Source organism: Halomicrobium urmianum, from assembly GCF_020217425.1.
Taxonomy (GTDB): Archaea; Halobacteriota; Halobacteria; order Halobacteriales; family Haloarculaceae; genus Halomicrobium; species Halomicrobium urmianum.
Genome location: NZ_CP084091.1, coordinates 285,966 through 300,883, shown reverse-complemented (window position 1 = coordinate 300,883; position 14,918 = coordinate 285,966). Strand labels below are relative to the sequence as shown.

18 protein-coding genes and 1 pseudogene are annotated in these 14,918 nt (G+C 60.6%); 10 read left to right on the top strand and 9 right to left on the bottom strand.

What is annotated here, in order from left to right:
* Positions 1–25: 25 nt before the first annotated feature.
* The 4 genes from LCY71_RS18330 to LCY71_RS21845 all read right to left on the bottom strand — a co-directional run bounded on the left by LCY71_RS18330 (position 26) and on the right by LCY71_RS21845 (position 4,241).
* On the bottom strand, positions 26–493 hold the full coding sequence (locus LCY71_RS18330; RefSeq protein WP_225336016.1) for a YrzE family protein: 468 nt from the start codon (positions 491–493) through the stop codon (positions 26–28).
* Entirely contained in the window at positions 490–1,725 is a 1,236-nt protein-coding gene (locus tag LCY71_RS18325) for a cell wall-binding repeat-containing protein (RefSeq protein ID WP_225336015.1), read from the bottom strand. The genes LCY71_RS18330 and LCY71_RS18325 overlap by 4 nt, the downstream gene beginning before the upstream one ends.
* On the bottom strand, positions 1,722–3,512 hold the full coding sequence (locus LCY71_RS18320) for a DUF4396 domain-containing protein (protein ID WP_225336014.1): 1,791 nt from the start codon (positions 3,510–3,512) through the stop codon (positions 1,722–1,724). Before LCY71_RS18320 ends, LCY71_RS18325 begins: the two co-directional genes overlap by 4 nt.
* Positions 3,513–3,806: 294 nt before the next feature.
* Entirely contained in the window at positions 3,807–4,241 is a 435-nt protein-coding gene (locus tag LCY71_RS21845) for a hypothetical protein (RefSeq protein ID WP_263654305.1), read from the bottom strand.
* Here LCY71_RS21845 and LCY71_RS18310 point away from each other — a divergent pair.
* On the top strand, positions 4,230–4,466 hold the full coding sequence (locus LCY71_RS18310) for a TRASH domain-containing protein (protein WP_225336012.1): 237 nt from the start codon (positions 4,230–4,232) through the stop codon (positions 4,464–4,466). The two genes, LCY71_RS21845 and LCY71_RS18310, sit on opposite strands and share 12 nt — an antisense overlap.
* A 16-nt stretch (positions 4,467–4,482) precedes the next feature.
* On the opposite strand, the gene LCY71_RS18305 is transcribed toward LCY71_RS18310, so the two are convergent.
* Positions 4,483–4,788, bottom strand: coding sequence for a hypothetical protein (locus tag LCY71_RS18305; RefSeq protein WP_225336011.1), 306 nt, complete (start codon positions 4,786–4,788; stop codon positions 4,483–4,485).
* Between the two features lie 477 nt (positions 4,789–5,265).
* On the opposite strand from LCY71_RS18305, the gene LCY71_RS18300 reads away from it, so the two are divergent.
* On the top strand, positions 5,266–5,574 hold the full coding sequence (locus LCY71_RS18300) for an SPW repeat domain-containing protein (RefSeq protein WP_225336010.1): 309 nt from the start codon (positions 5,266–5,268) through the stop codon (positions 5,572–5,574).
* 94 nt (positions 5,575–5,668) lie between these two features.
* On the opposite strand, the gene LCY71_RS18295 is transcribed toward LCY71_RS18300, so the two are convergent.
* From LCY71_RS18295 to LCY71_RS21750, 4 genes are all read right to left on the bottom strand, one after another.
* Entirely contained in the window at positions 5,669–5,989 is a 321-nt protein-coding gene (locus LCY71_RS18295) for a hypothetical protein (RefSeq protein ID WP_225336009.1), read from the bottom strand.
* Positions 5,990–6,339: 350 nt separating this feature from the next.
* Complete coding sequence (locus LCY71_RS18290; RefSeq protein WP_225336008.1) at positions 6,340–7,275, bottom strand: alpha/beta fold hydrolase; 936 nt, start codon at positions 7,273–7,275, stop codon at positions 6,340–6,342.
* Positions 7,276–7,280: 5 nt separating this feature from the next.
* A complete protein-coding gene (locus tag LCY71_RS18285) occupies positions 7,281–7,700 on the bottom strand; it encodes an amidohydrolase family protein (protein WP_225336007.1) in 420 nt (139 codons plus the stop codon).
* Positions 7,701–8,266: 566 nt separating this feature from the next.
* Positions 8,267–8,497, bottom strand: a complete 231-nt coding sequence (locus LCY71_RS21750; protein ID WP_373325175.1) for a hypothetical protein — start codon at positions 8,495–8,497, stop codon at positions 8,267–8,269.
* Positions 8,498–8,512: 15 nt separating this feature from the next.
* Here LCY71_RS21750 and LCY71_RS18280 point away from each other — a divergent pair, with 15 nt between their 5' ends.
* The 8 genes and pseudogenes from LCY71_RS18280 (at position 8,513) to LCY71_RS18245 (ending at position 14,822) form a co-directional block, all read left to right on the top strand.
* On the top strand, positions 8,513–10,528 hold the full coding sequence (locus LCY71_RS18280; RefSeq protein WP_373325174.1) for a heavy metal translocating P-type ATPase: 2,016 nt from the start codon (positions 8,513–8,515) through the stop codon (positions 10,526–10,528).
* Positions 10,529–11,369: 841 nt separating this feature from the next.
* Positions 11,370–11,810, top strand: a complete 441-nt coding sequence (locus LCY71_RS18275) for a DUF8030 family protein (protein ID WP_225336005.1) — start codon at positions 11,370–11,372, stop codon at positions 11,808–11,810.
* Positions 11,811–12,028: 218 nt separating this feature from the next.
* A complete protein-coding gene (locus LCY71_RS18270; RefSeq protein ID WP_225336004.1) occupies positions 12,029–12,319 on the top strand; it encodes a DUF8069 family protein in 291 nt (96 codons plus the stop codon).
* Positions 12,319–12,645 carry a DUF7558 family protein gene (locus tag LCY71_RS18265; protein ID WP_225336003.1) on the top strand — a complete coding sequence of 109 codons (327 nt, stop codon included), beginning with the start codon at positions 12,319–12,321 and terminating at the stop codon, positions 12,643–12,645. The genes LCY71_RS18270 and LCY71_RS18265 overlap by 1 nt, the downstream gene beginning before the upstream one ends.
* Before the next feature lie 91 nt (positions 12,646–12,736).
* Positions 12,737–13,039 (top strand): hypothetical protein, encoded by a 303-nt coding sequence (locus tag LCY71_RS18260; RefSeq protein ID WP_225336002.1) that lies wholly within the window; start codon positions 12,737–12,739, stop codon positions 13,037–13,039.
* Positions 13,040–13,552 (top strand): PIN domain-containing protein, encoded by a 513-nt coding sequence (locus LCY71_RS18255; RefSeq protein WP_225336001.1) that lies wholly within the window; start codon positions 13,040–13,042, stop codon positions 13,550–13,552.
* 580 nt (positions 13,553–14,132) lie between these two features.
* Positions 14,133–14,486: pseudogene (locus LCY71_RS21920) on the top strand (DUF8105 family protein).
* 6 nt (positions 14,487–14,492) lie between these two features.
* A complete protein-coding gene (locus LCY71_RS18245; RefSeq protein ID WP_225336000.1) occupies positions 14,493–14,822 on the top strand; it encodes a DUF8158 family protein in 330 nt (109 codons plus the stop codon).
* Positions 14,823–14,918: the final 96 nt, after the last annotated feature.

Sequence of the window (14,918 nt, the reverse complement as noted above, 5' to 3'; positions counted from 1 at the left end):
AAATCAAGAACTTACTCTACTGTAATCATTCCGCCCCGTGTTTCGTTACTGCATCGTCGACTGCCGTCGCCCCGCTATCGCGGAGGCGCTCTTTGACCTCGTCGGCCTTGGCGTCGGGGACCCGTACTTCGACGCGGGGACCATCGGAATCCGGAATCTCCTGTAGTGTCCCCCAGACTCCGCCGATAAACCCACCAACAGCAGCGCCGACGATGAGTCCGAAGGTGACCAGTGCGAGACGACCTGCAGTTAGAAGCGGACTCAGCCGCGGGAACCAGATCATGTCGAGTGCCATCGCCAACAGAACTGCACTGCCGATTACCCCACCGATTAGACTGCCCCAGAGGAGGCCACGCGACTCGGGCGGCCGTGACGACGGGTCGAAGAACGGGTTCTCGATATCCGGCCGCTCTGTCTCGAAGTCGTCTCCGACGTCACTCTCGGCCGTGGCGGCGTCGTCCGGGTCGTCGTAGCGGGCGACGACACGTCTCATGAAGGGCCACCTCCCTCGAGGATGGCGTGCACCTGCGCCTGGACGTCACGGCTGACGTTCTCGGGCGGCCCAACGATCCAGCCGTGGTTGTACTTCCTGTCGTAGGGTGCCGCATCGGTGGGCCGGAAGAACTTCCGCAGGTAGTTCTCGACCGGCGTCGGGAGTTCGTCCTCGCGAACGGCGAGCATCGGGCCGTGCTTTCCACGGTGGCTCTCGACGCTCGCGGGGAGCGCGGTCTGCCACTGGTTCGGGTTGGCGAAGATGAAGTTGTGGCCCGGATCGGCGAGCCCCCAGCCGATGTTCCGTGCCCATTCACCGAACCACCAGCCCTGGTTCCGGCCGAGGTCCTTGTAGCCGGCCCACGCCGCACTGATGCTGTAGGGACTGCCGGCGTCGGGAATCCGTGTAACGTGGCCGTACGTACTGAGCTCGCGCGCGACCGATGAACTGATCGCGTCCTCGTCGCCGAGCAGGTACATGTAGGCGTAGTCGTACCGCGACGCGAGCTGCTCTGCCGTCTCCTCCGGGACCGAATCGCTCTCGACCCAGAGGAATCCGTCACCCGCGTGTGCGTTCCACGACTGGACCGGAACCGCCCGTTCGGGAGCGTCGAGGCTGGCGATCAGTACTTCGTCCTCGTGGTTTGCGTGCATCGAACTGACGTACTGGTCGAGGTTCGCAGCGACGCGGACCGGGTTTTCGCCGTCGATCCGGCGGACGTTCATGCCCATCGATTCGACTTCCGCGCGAACGGAATCGCTGATGTATCGTTCACCCCCGACGAGATAGATCTGAACGTTGTCGTCCATACTGACGCCTTCCGGGTGTGCGCGTCTGATTTCGTCCCGGGTGGCCTGTGGGAGTTCGTCCCGACCCGTGAGCAGGACGGCGCCGTCGATCGGGTGGTGGATCATCGCGACGCCGGGAAGCGACGCCTCCAACACCTCGTCGTTGACGAGGGTGAGGGCGCCCGGCCGCGTGTGCTCGTTGATCGCGGTGTAGACGTTCTGGCAGAAGGCGGCGGCGGTCTCGTAGATGGTGTCGCCGGCGAGGCGCACGGTCATCGTCGTCGCCGTCCACTCGTCGTAGTCAGCCGTCTCTGGACCGCCTGACTCGTCGCTGCTACCGCTGAACAGACCGCTGTCGAGAGCGAGGGCCGTTCCGCCAGCCGTAGCGGCTGCCGGCACCGCCGCGAGGTCGCGCAGGAACTCCCGCCGACTCTGGTCTCTCACAGCGCACCACCCGACTTGACGTTCTGCCGGACGAGCAGTCCGTTCACCGGCCAGGCGATGAGGAACCCGACCAGGGTGCTGAACACCATCACGCCGAACCAGAGGATGTTGTCGTCACCGGGCATCATCGGTAAGTTGAGCATCATCAGGATCCACATCGACGCCATCATTCCGACCGAGACGCTCGTCATGCTCACGCCGACGGCGAGGAAGCCTCGCTGAGCGGCGCCTCGCTGATCGAGGCCCTGCGAGTCCTGGAGCATCGGGATGTGGAAGACGATCCACGACACGAGGAACGCGACCGCGTAGACGATCGCCATGAGGAGGACCATCGGACTCCCCAGGGCGAATACCGGGCTCTCGAACGCGACGAGCGGCATTCCGAAGTACGTGAGGAGGAACGCGACCGCAATCATCGTACTCGCGGCGAACGCGACCCCCATCGCCGTGGCGGAGGCCGCTCGCAGCCAGTACGGGCGTTTCACGTGTTTCTGTCCGTCTCGTTCGACGACTTCTCGGCCGCGGTATGACAGCCAGTAGAACGCGAACCCGAACGGTCCAAGCAGGAGCGTGAACAGCGGCCACACTAATTTCGTCCAGTCGTTCATCTCGGGAATGCGTCGCCGAGAGTGGGCGTAGACGAACGTCGCTCCTAACAGGCTGAACGCGGCCCACGCCGCAGCGAGGGCGTCGAGCGGACTCATGCCGGCCCCCTGTAGCCGATAGGGGGTAATCTCGACGGCGTAGTCACTGCGCGCCTGAGAGACCCAGGAGACGTCCTCCAGTGGGCCCATCACGAAGACGTGGTTGAACGGCCCCTCTGCCGGCGTCGAGAACCAGCTCGCCTGTATCCGCCAGAGGTAGTTCTCCGTGATTGCCGGGAGCGACCCGTCGTCGTGTACGAGGAGGACTGGGCCCGCCTTCCCCCACTGGAGGTTCGTACTCGCGACGGCGTCAGCCGGTTGCTCGGGATTGACGAGCATCGTGTTGTAGTAGCCGACCTTGTCCCGGACGTCGATCCCCCACCCGAAGTCACGCGACGCGTCACGGTACTTAGCGAACTCGACGGCGTGATCCTGCGGGGTCGATCCCGCGATGCGCGTCCACTCGACGTCCAGCTCCGAGAGAGCGGATTCCCCCACGAGATCCGGCGGGGCGAGAACGTAGGCGTGTGAGGCGTTCAGCTCCGAGATGGCCCGCTGCGTGGCGTCCGGTACGCTGTCCTCGGTCGCATAGAGGACGGGATCGCCGCTGTACGCACTCCACGCTGCGGCCGGAAGCGCCCACTGGGGTGATTCACTGCTGACGATGAGGACGTTGTTCGGGCTCACCTCGTCGCTCCCGTTGCCGCGGGTTGCGATCTCCGCTGCCGTCTGAGCGGGATCGCCCCCCGAGAGCCGGACCGTCGAGACACTTCGATCGGCGTTAGTCCCGTTGGTCTCGTCCGGGACCGGCGCGTCGCCGTAGAGGACAATCGCGTCCGACGCGGCTCGCAAGCGCGACGCTGCGAGAGCAGTCTGCCAGTCCCCTTCGGGCACGCGGACGACAGTATCGTATGAGACGTTCGCCCCCGGCGGCCGCGCTGCCTGTGCCGTATACGCACTCAGTTGCGCCGGGTCGTCTGCGGGGAACCGAATCGTGTCTTTCGTCTGCATCGTCGCGTACGACCCCTGGGGCGTCTGCCCGTAGTCGAACAGCGTGAGAGCGACGACGTACAGCGGCTGTGCCGCGACGACGGCGACGAGGAACGCGACGACGACGAGCGCCAGAAGGCGTTGCGCGTTCATTTTGTCGGTAATGTCGTGCTGAAGTGAGTGGGCTCACCGGGTGTGCTGTCCAGCCTGGCTCCCAGCAGCCGAGTTCTGACAGCAGTCAGTCCGTCCACGAACGACGGCAGTAGCTTCGAGGCGATCTTCCGGGCCCGCTCTGTCTTCCCCGTTCAACTGGTCGACGTGTCTGACTGCCGCAGTGAGCGACATGTGGAATCGTTGGGGCTCGTCGCTTTCCTCTGTTCGCTCTGGTACTTCCGGGGTTGAACTGGGCGGCGCTTCCGGGTGTTTCAGAAGTACTTAAAAACGGATCTAGAGTCCCTTGCCATAGCCAGCGCCGAATTGGTACTCCTCTAGGGCGTTCTGTGAGATACAATGGAAATCGACGAGACGGACGCGGAGATACTCCAGCTCCTCCTCGACGACGCACGCCGATCGTACACGGAGATCGCCGAAGCGGTCGGTCTCTCGTCGCCCACCGTTTCGAACCGCGTCGATCGACTCAGGGAACACGGAGTGATCTAGGGGTTCACCGTCGACATCGACCGATCGAAACTGCGGACCGGCGACTCGGTCGTCGTTCAGATCGAGACGGAGCCGGGCGAGACCGACGACGTCGTCGAGTCGCTGACCGGCGTCGATTCGGTCGAGTGCGTCTTCCAGACCTTCGAGCCCCGGATCGTCGTCCACGCCTTCGTCGACGACCGGGAACTCGCCTCTCTGTTCGGCGACGTCGTGGATGAGCAAAAGCTCAGGAACTACGAGATCCAGAAAGTCGAGAACTCCATCTGGAATCCGCAGATCGACGAAGCCGATCTCGCAACGGAGTGCGTCCAGTGCGGAAAACCGATCGATGGAGACGGGGTGTCGATAGAAATCGAAGAGCGAAGGTACTATCTCTGCTGCTCCTCCTGTGAGGCACTCTTCAGGGAGGAGTACGAGAAATTGCGCACTGCGGCTGACGGGGAGTGAGCCCTACTGAGGGTCCCTACTCGACTTCCTCGACGGTGGTCGTTTCCATCGACCCGTCTTGCTCGTCTCTCTCGACGCGGAGCCGGATCCCCTCCTCCGTATCGCTCCGTTCCACGGTGGTCACTATATCCGGGGTCGCCTCTGCGTCCAGAACGATCAGTTGATCCTCGTCGGTCACGATGCCGTAGCCGCTTTCGACGCAGTGGCCCATCAATGCACACTCACGTGAGTGCGTTTGCGCCTTCTCGAGGAGTTCATCGCGAGCGTTCTTCCGGATGCATCCGACGTCGATAACGTATCCCTCGACGGTTTCTGTCGCCATGGACCTTTTAGTGTACTAACACCTTTGCATGTTTGGTCGACTGATGTATCTCTTCCTATTCGATAGACGAGGTGCTCACACCAATCCGGAAAGCAGTAGCACCAGAGACTACGGATCTGGAGAACATCGGAGCATTCGACCACGTCGTTGCCAGCGTGCCGTTTCAACACGTCGTAGATCGGGGTCACTTGTGGAGACAAACGCTTCGCCCCGATGTCAGTACTGTCTACCGTTGGGTGCGAAGGAATCGACAAGTATTGTCGCGGACCTGAGCGGGAAAATAAATTAGAGTGATTCTAGTCGTCGACGCCTGATCACCTGACTTACTTCTCTCTGAACGGCAAACTTACAATAGCGTAAACTATCTGGACACGAATTAGCGTAACAACAGTGGAAGAGGAGAGTTTTCTATCATCTAGAGGTCACGCATTCCTGAGGTGGTCAGCGTTACTCGGCGGGATTATCGGTACGTGGATAATGGCGACCCCGTTCCTGCTTGATACCGTAGTTAGAGGCGCGAAAGTAGCTGTACTCATCGGGTCGTTGATCGTGATTGCTAGTGGCTATAATTATCAACGGATTCAGATGGGTGTTTCAACTCATGCAGGAATGTCAGGACTTACATTAGTTCTCGGTCTATGGATTATCGCGAGTTCGTTCTTTAGTAGTGTTGCACAGATAGCATTCTGGAACTCCGTTGTGAGCGGCGCTATCGTGACTGTCCTTTCCTTATACCAGACGACTACAGCAATTCGTCATACCGATAATCCTGGTTATATGGGGTGAAGGTAAGTCATGTGTCTACGGTTACGCACTCGTAATGTTCTCCAAGCTGAGTAGTATATGAATTTAGCAATTTAATCGATGCTGATGTGATGGTCTAAGTGCCATCGTCTTCGTCGTCTGGCTTGTCCATTTGCTTCTGGATCTGCCGTATAAGATTGAGATGGAGAAGATGGAGGTGCATAGCGATCCCGAGGAGCAAGAACCCCATTCCAACGAATATCAGGGGCATCAATATCGAATTTACTGCTGCGGATATACTGTCCAGATTGGTTGGAAGAACGGCAATCAATGCACTGAAGAAGGCGAGTAGGATGATTCCAAACCCTATTTTTGCGAGTAAGGAATACCATTCCGCCCCTTCTATCCGCTCTACGATCTCATCAGAGGACTTCTCGTTTGTATCGTTCCCGGACATAGAACTTCTCACTTGAGATATGAGATCTGACATCCTATATCTTCGGCCGATGCCACTTACAGTGTGTATACAAGTGTGTAAATTATTATTGGTAAATATTAGATTAGGTGATGATATCTACAGATATAGATGGAAACTTGGCGGCTTTAGCCAATATACGAAGCCGACAGCAGGTGGACTTTCAATGATTTGCCGTCAATTGATTCAAATATCGAGACGGAAGCGAGGCTCTCAAACCCACTTCCTTGTCGGGGGCCGTACTGGGTCAGATGTGAATCGAACCTCCACGAGTTCGGGATACTCTGGAAGACGTGGGTGAACACGGTCTGTGGTCGTGTGACCTCGTGACTTCAGTCGTGGGTGAACTCGGTGCTACTACCGTCCTCGCGGGCCCAGTCTCGAACCGCTGTTTCGATGTCACGGCCGTCTCGAACGCACTGAACGTGGGCCCGGAGCAGACTATTGTAGACGGACGGACGCTCGATCATCGCGACGTGGCCGGTTCGCTGGACTCGACAGAACACGCTGTCGGGCAAGCGACCGGCAGTTTCTCGCGCCACCCTGACCGGAACGATTCCATCAGCGGGTCCGTGTACGACGAGCGTCGGCACGTCGACTCGGTCGACGTCCGACCGTCCGTCGTACCCCCAGAAGGCCTCGGTGACCGTCGTCCACGCCGACCGACGATGCGGGAGCGGATTCGATTGCAGGAAGTCCTCGACCACGGCCCGCGACGTCTCATCGTGGAACCCCACGGAGTAGGCCAGCTGACGGACGAGTGCGTCGTTTGCGGGGAACCGATAGAGACGGAGCGTCAGGAACAGCCGCAACAGCGGCTTCTCCCACGCCGGCGTGAGGTCGTGATCACCACCGGCGTGCAGGACGACGCCCGCCGTCGGATGGCGCTTCGCGTACTCAATGGCGACGGCAGTGCCGTAGCTGTGGCCGTGGACGATCGGCCGGTCGACGCCGAGTTCGTCGAGCAGATCGCGGAGGTCGGCGACGTGACCGTCGAGGGACTGCTCCGGGCGCGCCGTCGAGTTCCCGTTGCCGGCGAGAGCGTAGGCCACCAGTTCGCGTTCCCCCTCGAAGGCCGCGAGCTGTGGATACGGGTTCCACAGGGAGCCGAGCCCGCCGTGGACGAACACGATCGGCGGGTCCGGTCCGGGCAGGTGTAGGGTCTCCAGCGCGACCGACTCCGACACCTGCACCCGACGCGGTTCCGGAAGCGATTCGCGAACGTCCGCGAACGGGACGTATCCTGGCGGGAATGTTTGCTCTGGCATGGAACTCAGAAGGGGACGCTATCGCGGACCGACTGAACGGCGAGGCGGGACAGCCGCTGAACAGGACCCCGTTTCGGGATATCCCGAACCGTATCGACCGTCCCCGGCGGTTCACCGCCGCCGATGTCCAGGTCCCAGTCCGTCTCGTCGGCGAAGCGGTCGACTGCGTGCTCTGCACGCCGCTGCACTGCGTCGGCGTCCACTGTCCTGACAGTCTCGTCCCAGACGACGACGTCCCCGTCGACGATCACTGTCTCCACGTCGGTCGGCGCGGCGTTGTTCACCACGTGCGCCGGTACGTTGATCAGCGGCGTAAACTTCGGCGTGTCCACGTCGAGGACGATCAGGTCCGCACACTTTCCCGGTTCGACGCTCCCGACCTCGTCGCCGAGCGAGTACGCGGGCGCCGTGGATCGCGATGTCAACGGCCACTGCCGGTTACTCCAGAACGACTCGATGTCTCGCGTGCCGTCGCGGCGAACGCTGTTCGCTCACGTTTCAGAGAGGGGCGAACGGTTCTTCTGTGACGGAGCCTGCAGCGAACGCGATCTCCAGCCCTGTGCCCGTCACCGACAGGCCGAGATCGGCGTGCAGAGATGGTCTGTGACACGGCTATGGGAGTCTATACGACGAGTTAATTCACTGCGATTTCGGTTTAGATTGCTGTATTCACGACTGCTGGCACTTTCGATTCTTGCGTTTCTCTCGGTCGTTCCTATGGTCAGTACCCCGATTTTCTCTCGCTCCCGAGTCACATCGTCCATCATGCTCTCCTGTGGGCCAATCTAGCCGCCTTTCGATTCTTAACGGGAAGCCACTGGAGAGTGGCCGTCGTAGTACGCACTAGAGCCGTTCCAATGCAACGAGTAGCGTTCGGCACGACTGGTGGAACAGTTCGTGAGTCCACGACGAGGGCAGTGAACAACCTCGCCCCTCACATCCATCACTCTCGGTATCGTACAGTCAGGTAACGATCACGATGGACGACCACTCACCCGACGACGGAGACCCGCCCGAAGAACGTTCCCGTCGTCGCGACGACGCTGACGCAGACGAGGGACTCGACAACGAGTCCCGGGTCGAGTAGTCGATGATCGAGGACGAGGCCGACGCAGACGAAGCGAAACACGAGGTCGAAGATCGAGTCGGTCACGAGACGTCCCACGAACACGGGCAGCATGGCCACGGTGATCACGGTGGCCACGGTGACAACGGCGGTCACGAGGGCCACGGCGGGATGCACGAAGGCCACGAGCAGATGTTCCGCCGTCGCTTCTTCGTCTCGACGCTCCTGTCGATCCCGGTGCTCCTGTATAGCCCGACGCTCCAGGAGTGGCTGAACTTCTCGGTCCCGGCGTTCCCGGGCAGCGAGTGGATCAACCCCGTCTTCGCGGTGATCGTCTTCGCGATCGGCGGCGTGCCATTCCTGCGGATGGCGGCGCCCGAGCTGAAGGATCGGTCGCCGGGGATGATGACGCTCATCTCGATGGCGATCGTGGTCGCGTTCGTCTACAGCCTCGCGAGCGTCGTCTTCCCGACGCAGTCGGCGTTCTTCTGGGAACTGGTGACGCTGATCGACATCATGCTGCTGGGCCACTGGATCGAGATGCGCTCGGTCCGACGGGCCTCCAGCGCGCTCGACGAACTAGCGAAGCTGATGCCTGACACCGCCGAGCGCATCACCGAGTCCGGCGAGACCGAGGAAGTACCGGTGAACGAGCTCTCGGAAGGCGACCTCGTGCTCGTCCGGCCGGGCGCGAGCGTGCCCGCGGACGGCGTCGTCGAGGAGGGTGACTCGGACGTCAACGAGTCGATGATCACCGGCGAGTCGAAACCCGTCTCCAAGGAGCCGGGCGACGAGGTGATCGGCGGCACCGTCAACGGCGACGGCAGCCTCCGGGTGCGGATCGACGCAACGGGCGAGGAGACGACGCTGGCGGGGATCATGCGCCTCGTCGAAGAGGCCCAGTCGGGCAAGTCCCGAACCCAGGCGCTGGCCGACCGGGCGGCGGGGTGGCTGTTCTACGTCGCCCTCGGCGCCGCTGTCGTCACGGCGGTCGCCTGGACGGTGGCGACGACGTTCGACGCGACCGTCATCGAGCGGGTCGTCACCGTCCTCGTCATCGCGTGTCCGCACGCGCTCGGGCTGGCGATTCCGCTCGTCGTGGTGATCAACACCTCGCTGGCCGCCCGCAACGGGATGCTCGTCCGCGACCGCATCGCCATGGAAGAGGCGCGCAACCTCGACTCGATCATCTTCGACAAGACCGGGACCCTCACTGAGGGCGAGCACGGGGTCGTCGGACTGGCGACGATCGACGGCGTCGGCGAGGACGAGGCATTCGAGCTCGCGGCAGCGGTCGAAGGCGATTCCGAACACATGATCGCTCGCGCCATCAGAGAGGCTGCCACCAAGCGCGGAATCGATGCCCCCGACGCCGACGACTTCGAGGCGATGAAAGGACGTGGGGTCCGCGCGACTGTCGGGGGACAGGAAGTCTACGTCGGTGGCCCGAACCTCCTGGATCACCTCGAGAGCGACGTTCCCAGCGAGCTGCAGGCCTTCGCCAACGAGGCCGGCGACGACGCCCAGACGGTCGTCTACCTGGTGCGGGACAGCGAACTGATCGCGGCGTTCGCGATGGCCGACGTTATCCGCGAGGAGAGCTACCGAGTCGTCGAGGCACTCCACGACCTGGGTATCGAGGTCGCAATGCTGACAGGTGACTCACGAGATGTTGCCGAGGCCGTTGCCGACGAACTGGGCATCGACACGGTGTTCGCCGAGGTACTACCAGAGGACAAGGACAAGAAGGTACAGGAGCTCCAGGACCAGGGCAAGCTCGTAGCGATGGTCGGCGACGGCGTCAACGACGCGCCGGCGCTCACTCGGGCCGACGTCGGCATTGCCATCGGTAGCGGTACTGACGTCGCCGTGCAATCAGCTGACGTCATCCTCGTCCAGAACAACCCAGTGGACGTAGCCCGCCTCGTGAAACTGAGTAAGGCAAGCTACCGGAAGATGCAGGAGAACATCATCTGGGCAGCCGGATACAACGTCTTCGCTATTCCGCTGGCAGCTGGGGTACTTGCGCCGATTGGAGTTCTGCTGTCGCCCGCCGTGGGCGCCCTGCTGATGTCACTGAGTACCGTCATTGTCGCGATCAACGCCCAACTGCTCCGGCGTACCGACCTCTCTGTCCCGGACCTCCCTGATGTATCTGTTCCTGGCCAAGCTCGCCCGACAGACTGATTCTGAACTGGTTCTCAGCGAAGACACCTCGGAAAGTTATGCCGTTAGTACTAGACCCGGCTGACAACACTCATCTTAGTTCCAAAAACACGATCCCTGCGATAAGAAGGACGAGAACCCCAAATAATGAGTGGGTGTCTCTCTTTCCGAGCAATTGCACAAACAGGTCTGGGTCAGGGTGAAGAACAGTTGTTGATGAGGCCGTTGAATCCAGACTGTTGCGCAAGTTGCGATTGATAAGTATTTTCTCTGTATCTACACACTGACTCCCCTAAACTGAATACACTGTCAAGACCTCACAGATATCTACTTCCATAAGATTTCTGGAAATTGGGCCGCAGACTAGATTCGGATCTTTCTGAATTCCGTCGAGCAATTTCAGTGGCTAACACGGCCAGAATCGTTCGTATCGGGGTTATTTCAACCTTCGAAATGCTGAGCTGCGGTACCTAGAGATTCTCGGACTAGATGGAGCAGCAACCTAACACAATCCAGAAACCGCTTATATCGCCCTCATTACCCCGCCGTCGAACAAATTCTGTGTTTCAGGAAGTGTTCCCAGATTCGTCGAGGTACTTTCTACGGCCTCAAATTGTCCCGACGTCCCTCTTCTGCAATTTGAGGGCGTAGTCCTGCCTTGTATATCGCGGATCTTGTCCAAAGAAAGAGCCGATATGCGGTGTGCGAAGGCCGCCGACTCTCTCAGGCCAAGGGGCCATCACAGGGAGAGTGGAGTCAAGAAAGTATCAGATTTAGCGCATAGGGTGAGCGAGTGTATTTCGGTGGTGTCTATCGCCCCCACGAGGGGGTGGCGGGGCGCATTACGTGCCCCCAATGGACGATGGCTTCGGAACGACACAACAAGACACGGGTAACGCATCAAGCGGCAAGTACCCCTGACGGTCCGGCGCCCTGGACGGATCTCGAGGTGACGGTCCCGACCGACCGGGATCACGCGTCGGTCGTCGCGCTCGTGGAGTGTACCCTCGTCGAACTCACACATGAGGCTGTGGGCGCCGTCTTTGTCTCCCGGCATGTCGGGTGGTCGACGCGGACGCAGTACGTCGCCGCTGACGACGTCGGCGAGCAGTTCCAGAAGCGGCACTTCGACGACCGGCTGGGCTGGCACGAGACCACCATCTCTCGCCGAACCGTTCGAGAGGAGCTCATTACCCAGCTCACGCGGTCGCCCTTGACGCCGCCGGAGCGGGAAGGTGAAGAAGCAGCCAGCGAGCTGGATACCTCCGTCGTGAAGCCAGTTCGAGAGCTCCGAACGCCGTAGCAGCTAGCCTTAACCAATATTCTCTGCCGATACCGACACAGTGTTGGTTAACGCTGGGGCTGGATCCACTTCCTTTCCCCCACCCTCCGCCCGACTCCTCGAGTGAGTAAATCCTGGCAGCCGAGCGATCCGAGGAGGTACCGAATCTGTGCGCCATGAGCTGTTTGTCGGCGCCGGGAGGCGTGCAGCGCGCGACAACGTGCGCGGCGTGACTCAGTATGCTTGGTCCCGATCCTCACGACGACACGAGTGCCGACTACGAACAGTTCGAGAAAGAACTTCTCGCTCAGGACCGCGACGCCACCAGCGTCAACACGGCGGACGTCGGCGACGCGACGGCCCAACGCTTGGTCAGCGAGCTCATAGACGCGGATGTCGTCACTCCGGTTCCCGAGGACCACGTTCTGGTTCACGAGCCGAGCGGCGCCGCGTTCGACTCATCGACGCAGCTGGCTGTCTTCCACCGTGGCTGGACGGCCTGCCGCGATGCCGGCGAGGAGGGCGAGTGATGCAACAAACCCTCATCGGCTGTGCGTTCTGCGACGCCCCGCCCGGTACTGAGACTGGTGAGGCGCACACCTGGGGGCAGGACGAGCGGGTCACCCACCCGATCTGCGTCGACTGTGCTATCCGGACAGAGCCCAATCCCGACGTCCGCGATCACGTTGCCTGTGACGGCTGTGGGCTGATCGTCGATACGCTCGCAGCGCTCACACGGTTCCGCGTCGAACTGGGGCATCTGGAAGGCTCCCTCCAGCTCTGCGCCCGCTGTAGTCCGGGTGGTCCAGCCACCTACTGGACGCGTGATCTCGAAACGCATCGTGTCTCTGATTGACCCTCGGATGGAAGTCTATCGACACGGGCCACGATGGCTCACAATGTACACACAACAAGGGCTAAGTCGAGCGGCTCACATTGTACACATAATGAGTAGTGACAAGAAGCGCGTCCAGTTCCGAGCTCCACACCGGCTCATCGATCGTACCGATGCTCTCGCGGACGTACTCGGAGAGGATCGGACGGATATTCTCGTCACTGCACTCCGGGAATACCTGCAGGAGGCCGCTCACGATGACGCACTCACCCAGGACATCGCGGCCGCCTACTACGACGACGAAATCTCCTTCGACCAGCTCAAAGCACTCGTCGGCGCAGAAGAGGCGGCGAACCTCCGAGTGCTGAAGCAACAGCTGGACGAGGACTTCGTCGACGAGGTCGCCGAGTCATAGATGTCGACGCTCGTCGCAGACGCCTCCGCCCTCGTCAGTCTCGCGATCGTTGCTGACGACGATCCAGATCCACTCGCGCTCTGTCTGGCTCAATACGAGGTTATCGTCCCAACGGCAGTCATCGAGGAACTTCGGGACATCGCCTCGTACGAGGACGCACATGGTCGGGCTGCAACCGCCGTACTCGACCGAACTGATGCACTCGAGACACGGTCGGTCGACCTTGACGGCGAGTTTCCGCTCGATGACGGCGAGAACGCCGCTGTCACCCTGGCGAACGACCTCGACGCCACCCTGTTGCTCTGTGATGAGTTCAACCAGCTTGGCTTGATGCACGCGTCACTCGCTGACACGCGGCTCGTAACGACGCCGACGCTGCTGTCGGTATTCGTTCGAACCGAGCAGCTGTCAGCGGCCGATGCTCGACTGCTCCTCGACGGGATCAGCGACGCCCGCAGCTGGGACGCGAACAGCTACGTGCAGCGGGCCCGCTCGTTGCTTGAGGAATCCTGATATCGCCCTGTTGTCTCCGATCCTCGGCCGCCTTCTGGAAATCCATCAGGAAGACTCTGTTGAAACCCTCGTTTGGTGACAGACCAGTTGTCCATCGGTCAGTACAGGGTGCGTACAAAACGCACTAACCATCTACCGCCGTGACTCAGCGAGAGTTTTGACGCCGAACAGGACGAGTAGAACGCCAATACCAGCGGCCGAGAGCGTCGTTTCGTGATATTGGTTGGCAGATGGTATTTGTAGAATGACGAGTAATCCACCGATGATTCCGATAATCCCGACTCCTAATACTACTTTCGTCATCATTTCCTGAACCATATCTGGAGGTACCCACAACAAGACCATAGGGGTGGCGGAAACTCAAACATCGGCTGTAGCTTGACCGTGATCGCATCATCTACGTCGGGAATAGCCGGTACGTTCGCTGACCTACCTGACAGCTATTTCAGCGAAAAAGATTTCGAAACAATTGGATTTCAACAGAGGCTTCTGAAACTGTTTCCTGGCCGGCGAAGACCTCTATGTGAGGTTGTCACGGAGGTCCCATATTTTCAACACCGACGCAAGTCATGCGACGACTATGGACTGCCCTGCGTGCGGATCCCCGCTTACCCTCGATGTCAGAGGGGAACGACCGCTCTCGACGTCACTTTCCGATGCGGTCCTTGCAGCCGACGAAGACAAGTGCATCGAGATTACACGTGATTGTTGGGACTGCGACTGGCACGAAGCACGCCAGATTCGCGTCGAATCGATCGATAGGGCCGAGGGAGACGAGGCCGCCGTCGAGTGATCTGCATTCATCGACGAGATCGTCGCTAAACTTGCGGCAATCGATAATGTCGCAACCTTCGAAGACACCCTCGACGAGATCCGCCAGCACCGTCGACGCGATTCAGTAGCCACTGACACAGACGCCGATCTCTCGGAGTGAGTGGCAATGCCCGATGCTGAGGCTCTCTACGATGTTCGTGAACGGACCGGAAATCCCGAGCATGCGTCGGCCACCGACGTGGTCGATCTCGTGCTGGAGCGGGCACAGAACCCGCGAATGGATCACCAGGACGCTCATCTCGACGCTGGACTGGTGGCCATTGTGGACAGATACGAGACGGAGCCGGTCCGAACGGTTATCTACCGCGTCCTCGTCGACCAGTATCCCTTCCGCACCGCCACGAACGGCCTCGAGATGCGCAACGTCGATGGCGTTTGTATCGGGACGGCAGCCAACTGGGTCCTTGAAGAGCTGAACGCTCGGGACGACGGCTGAGACTGGCGAGAGCGAGTCTTAGTTCAAGCACTCTGATGTGCAAGCTCCGTGCAGTCGCCGAAACCGTTATGCGTCTATGTGCAGAACTTGCACATA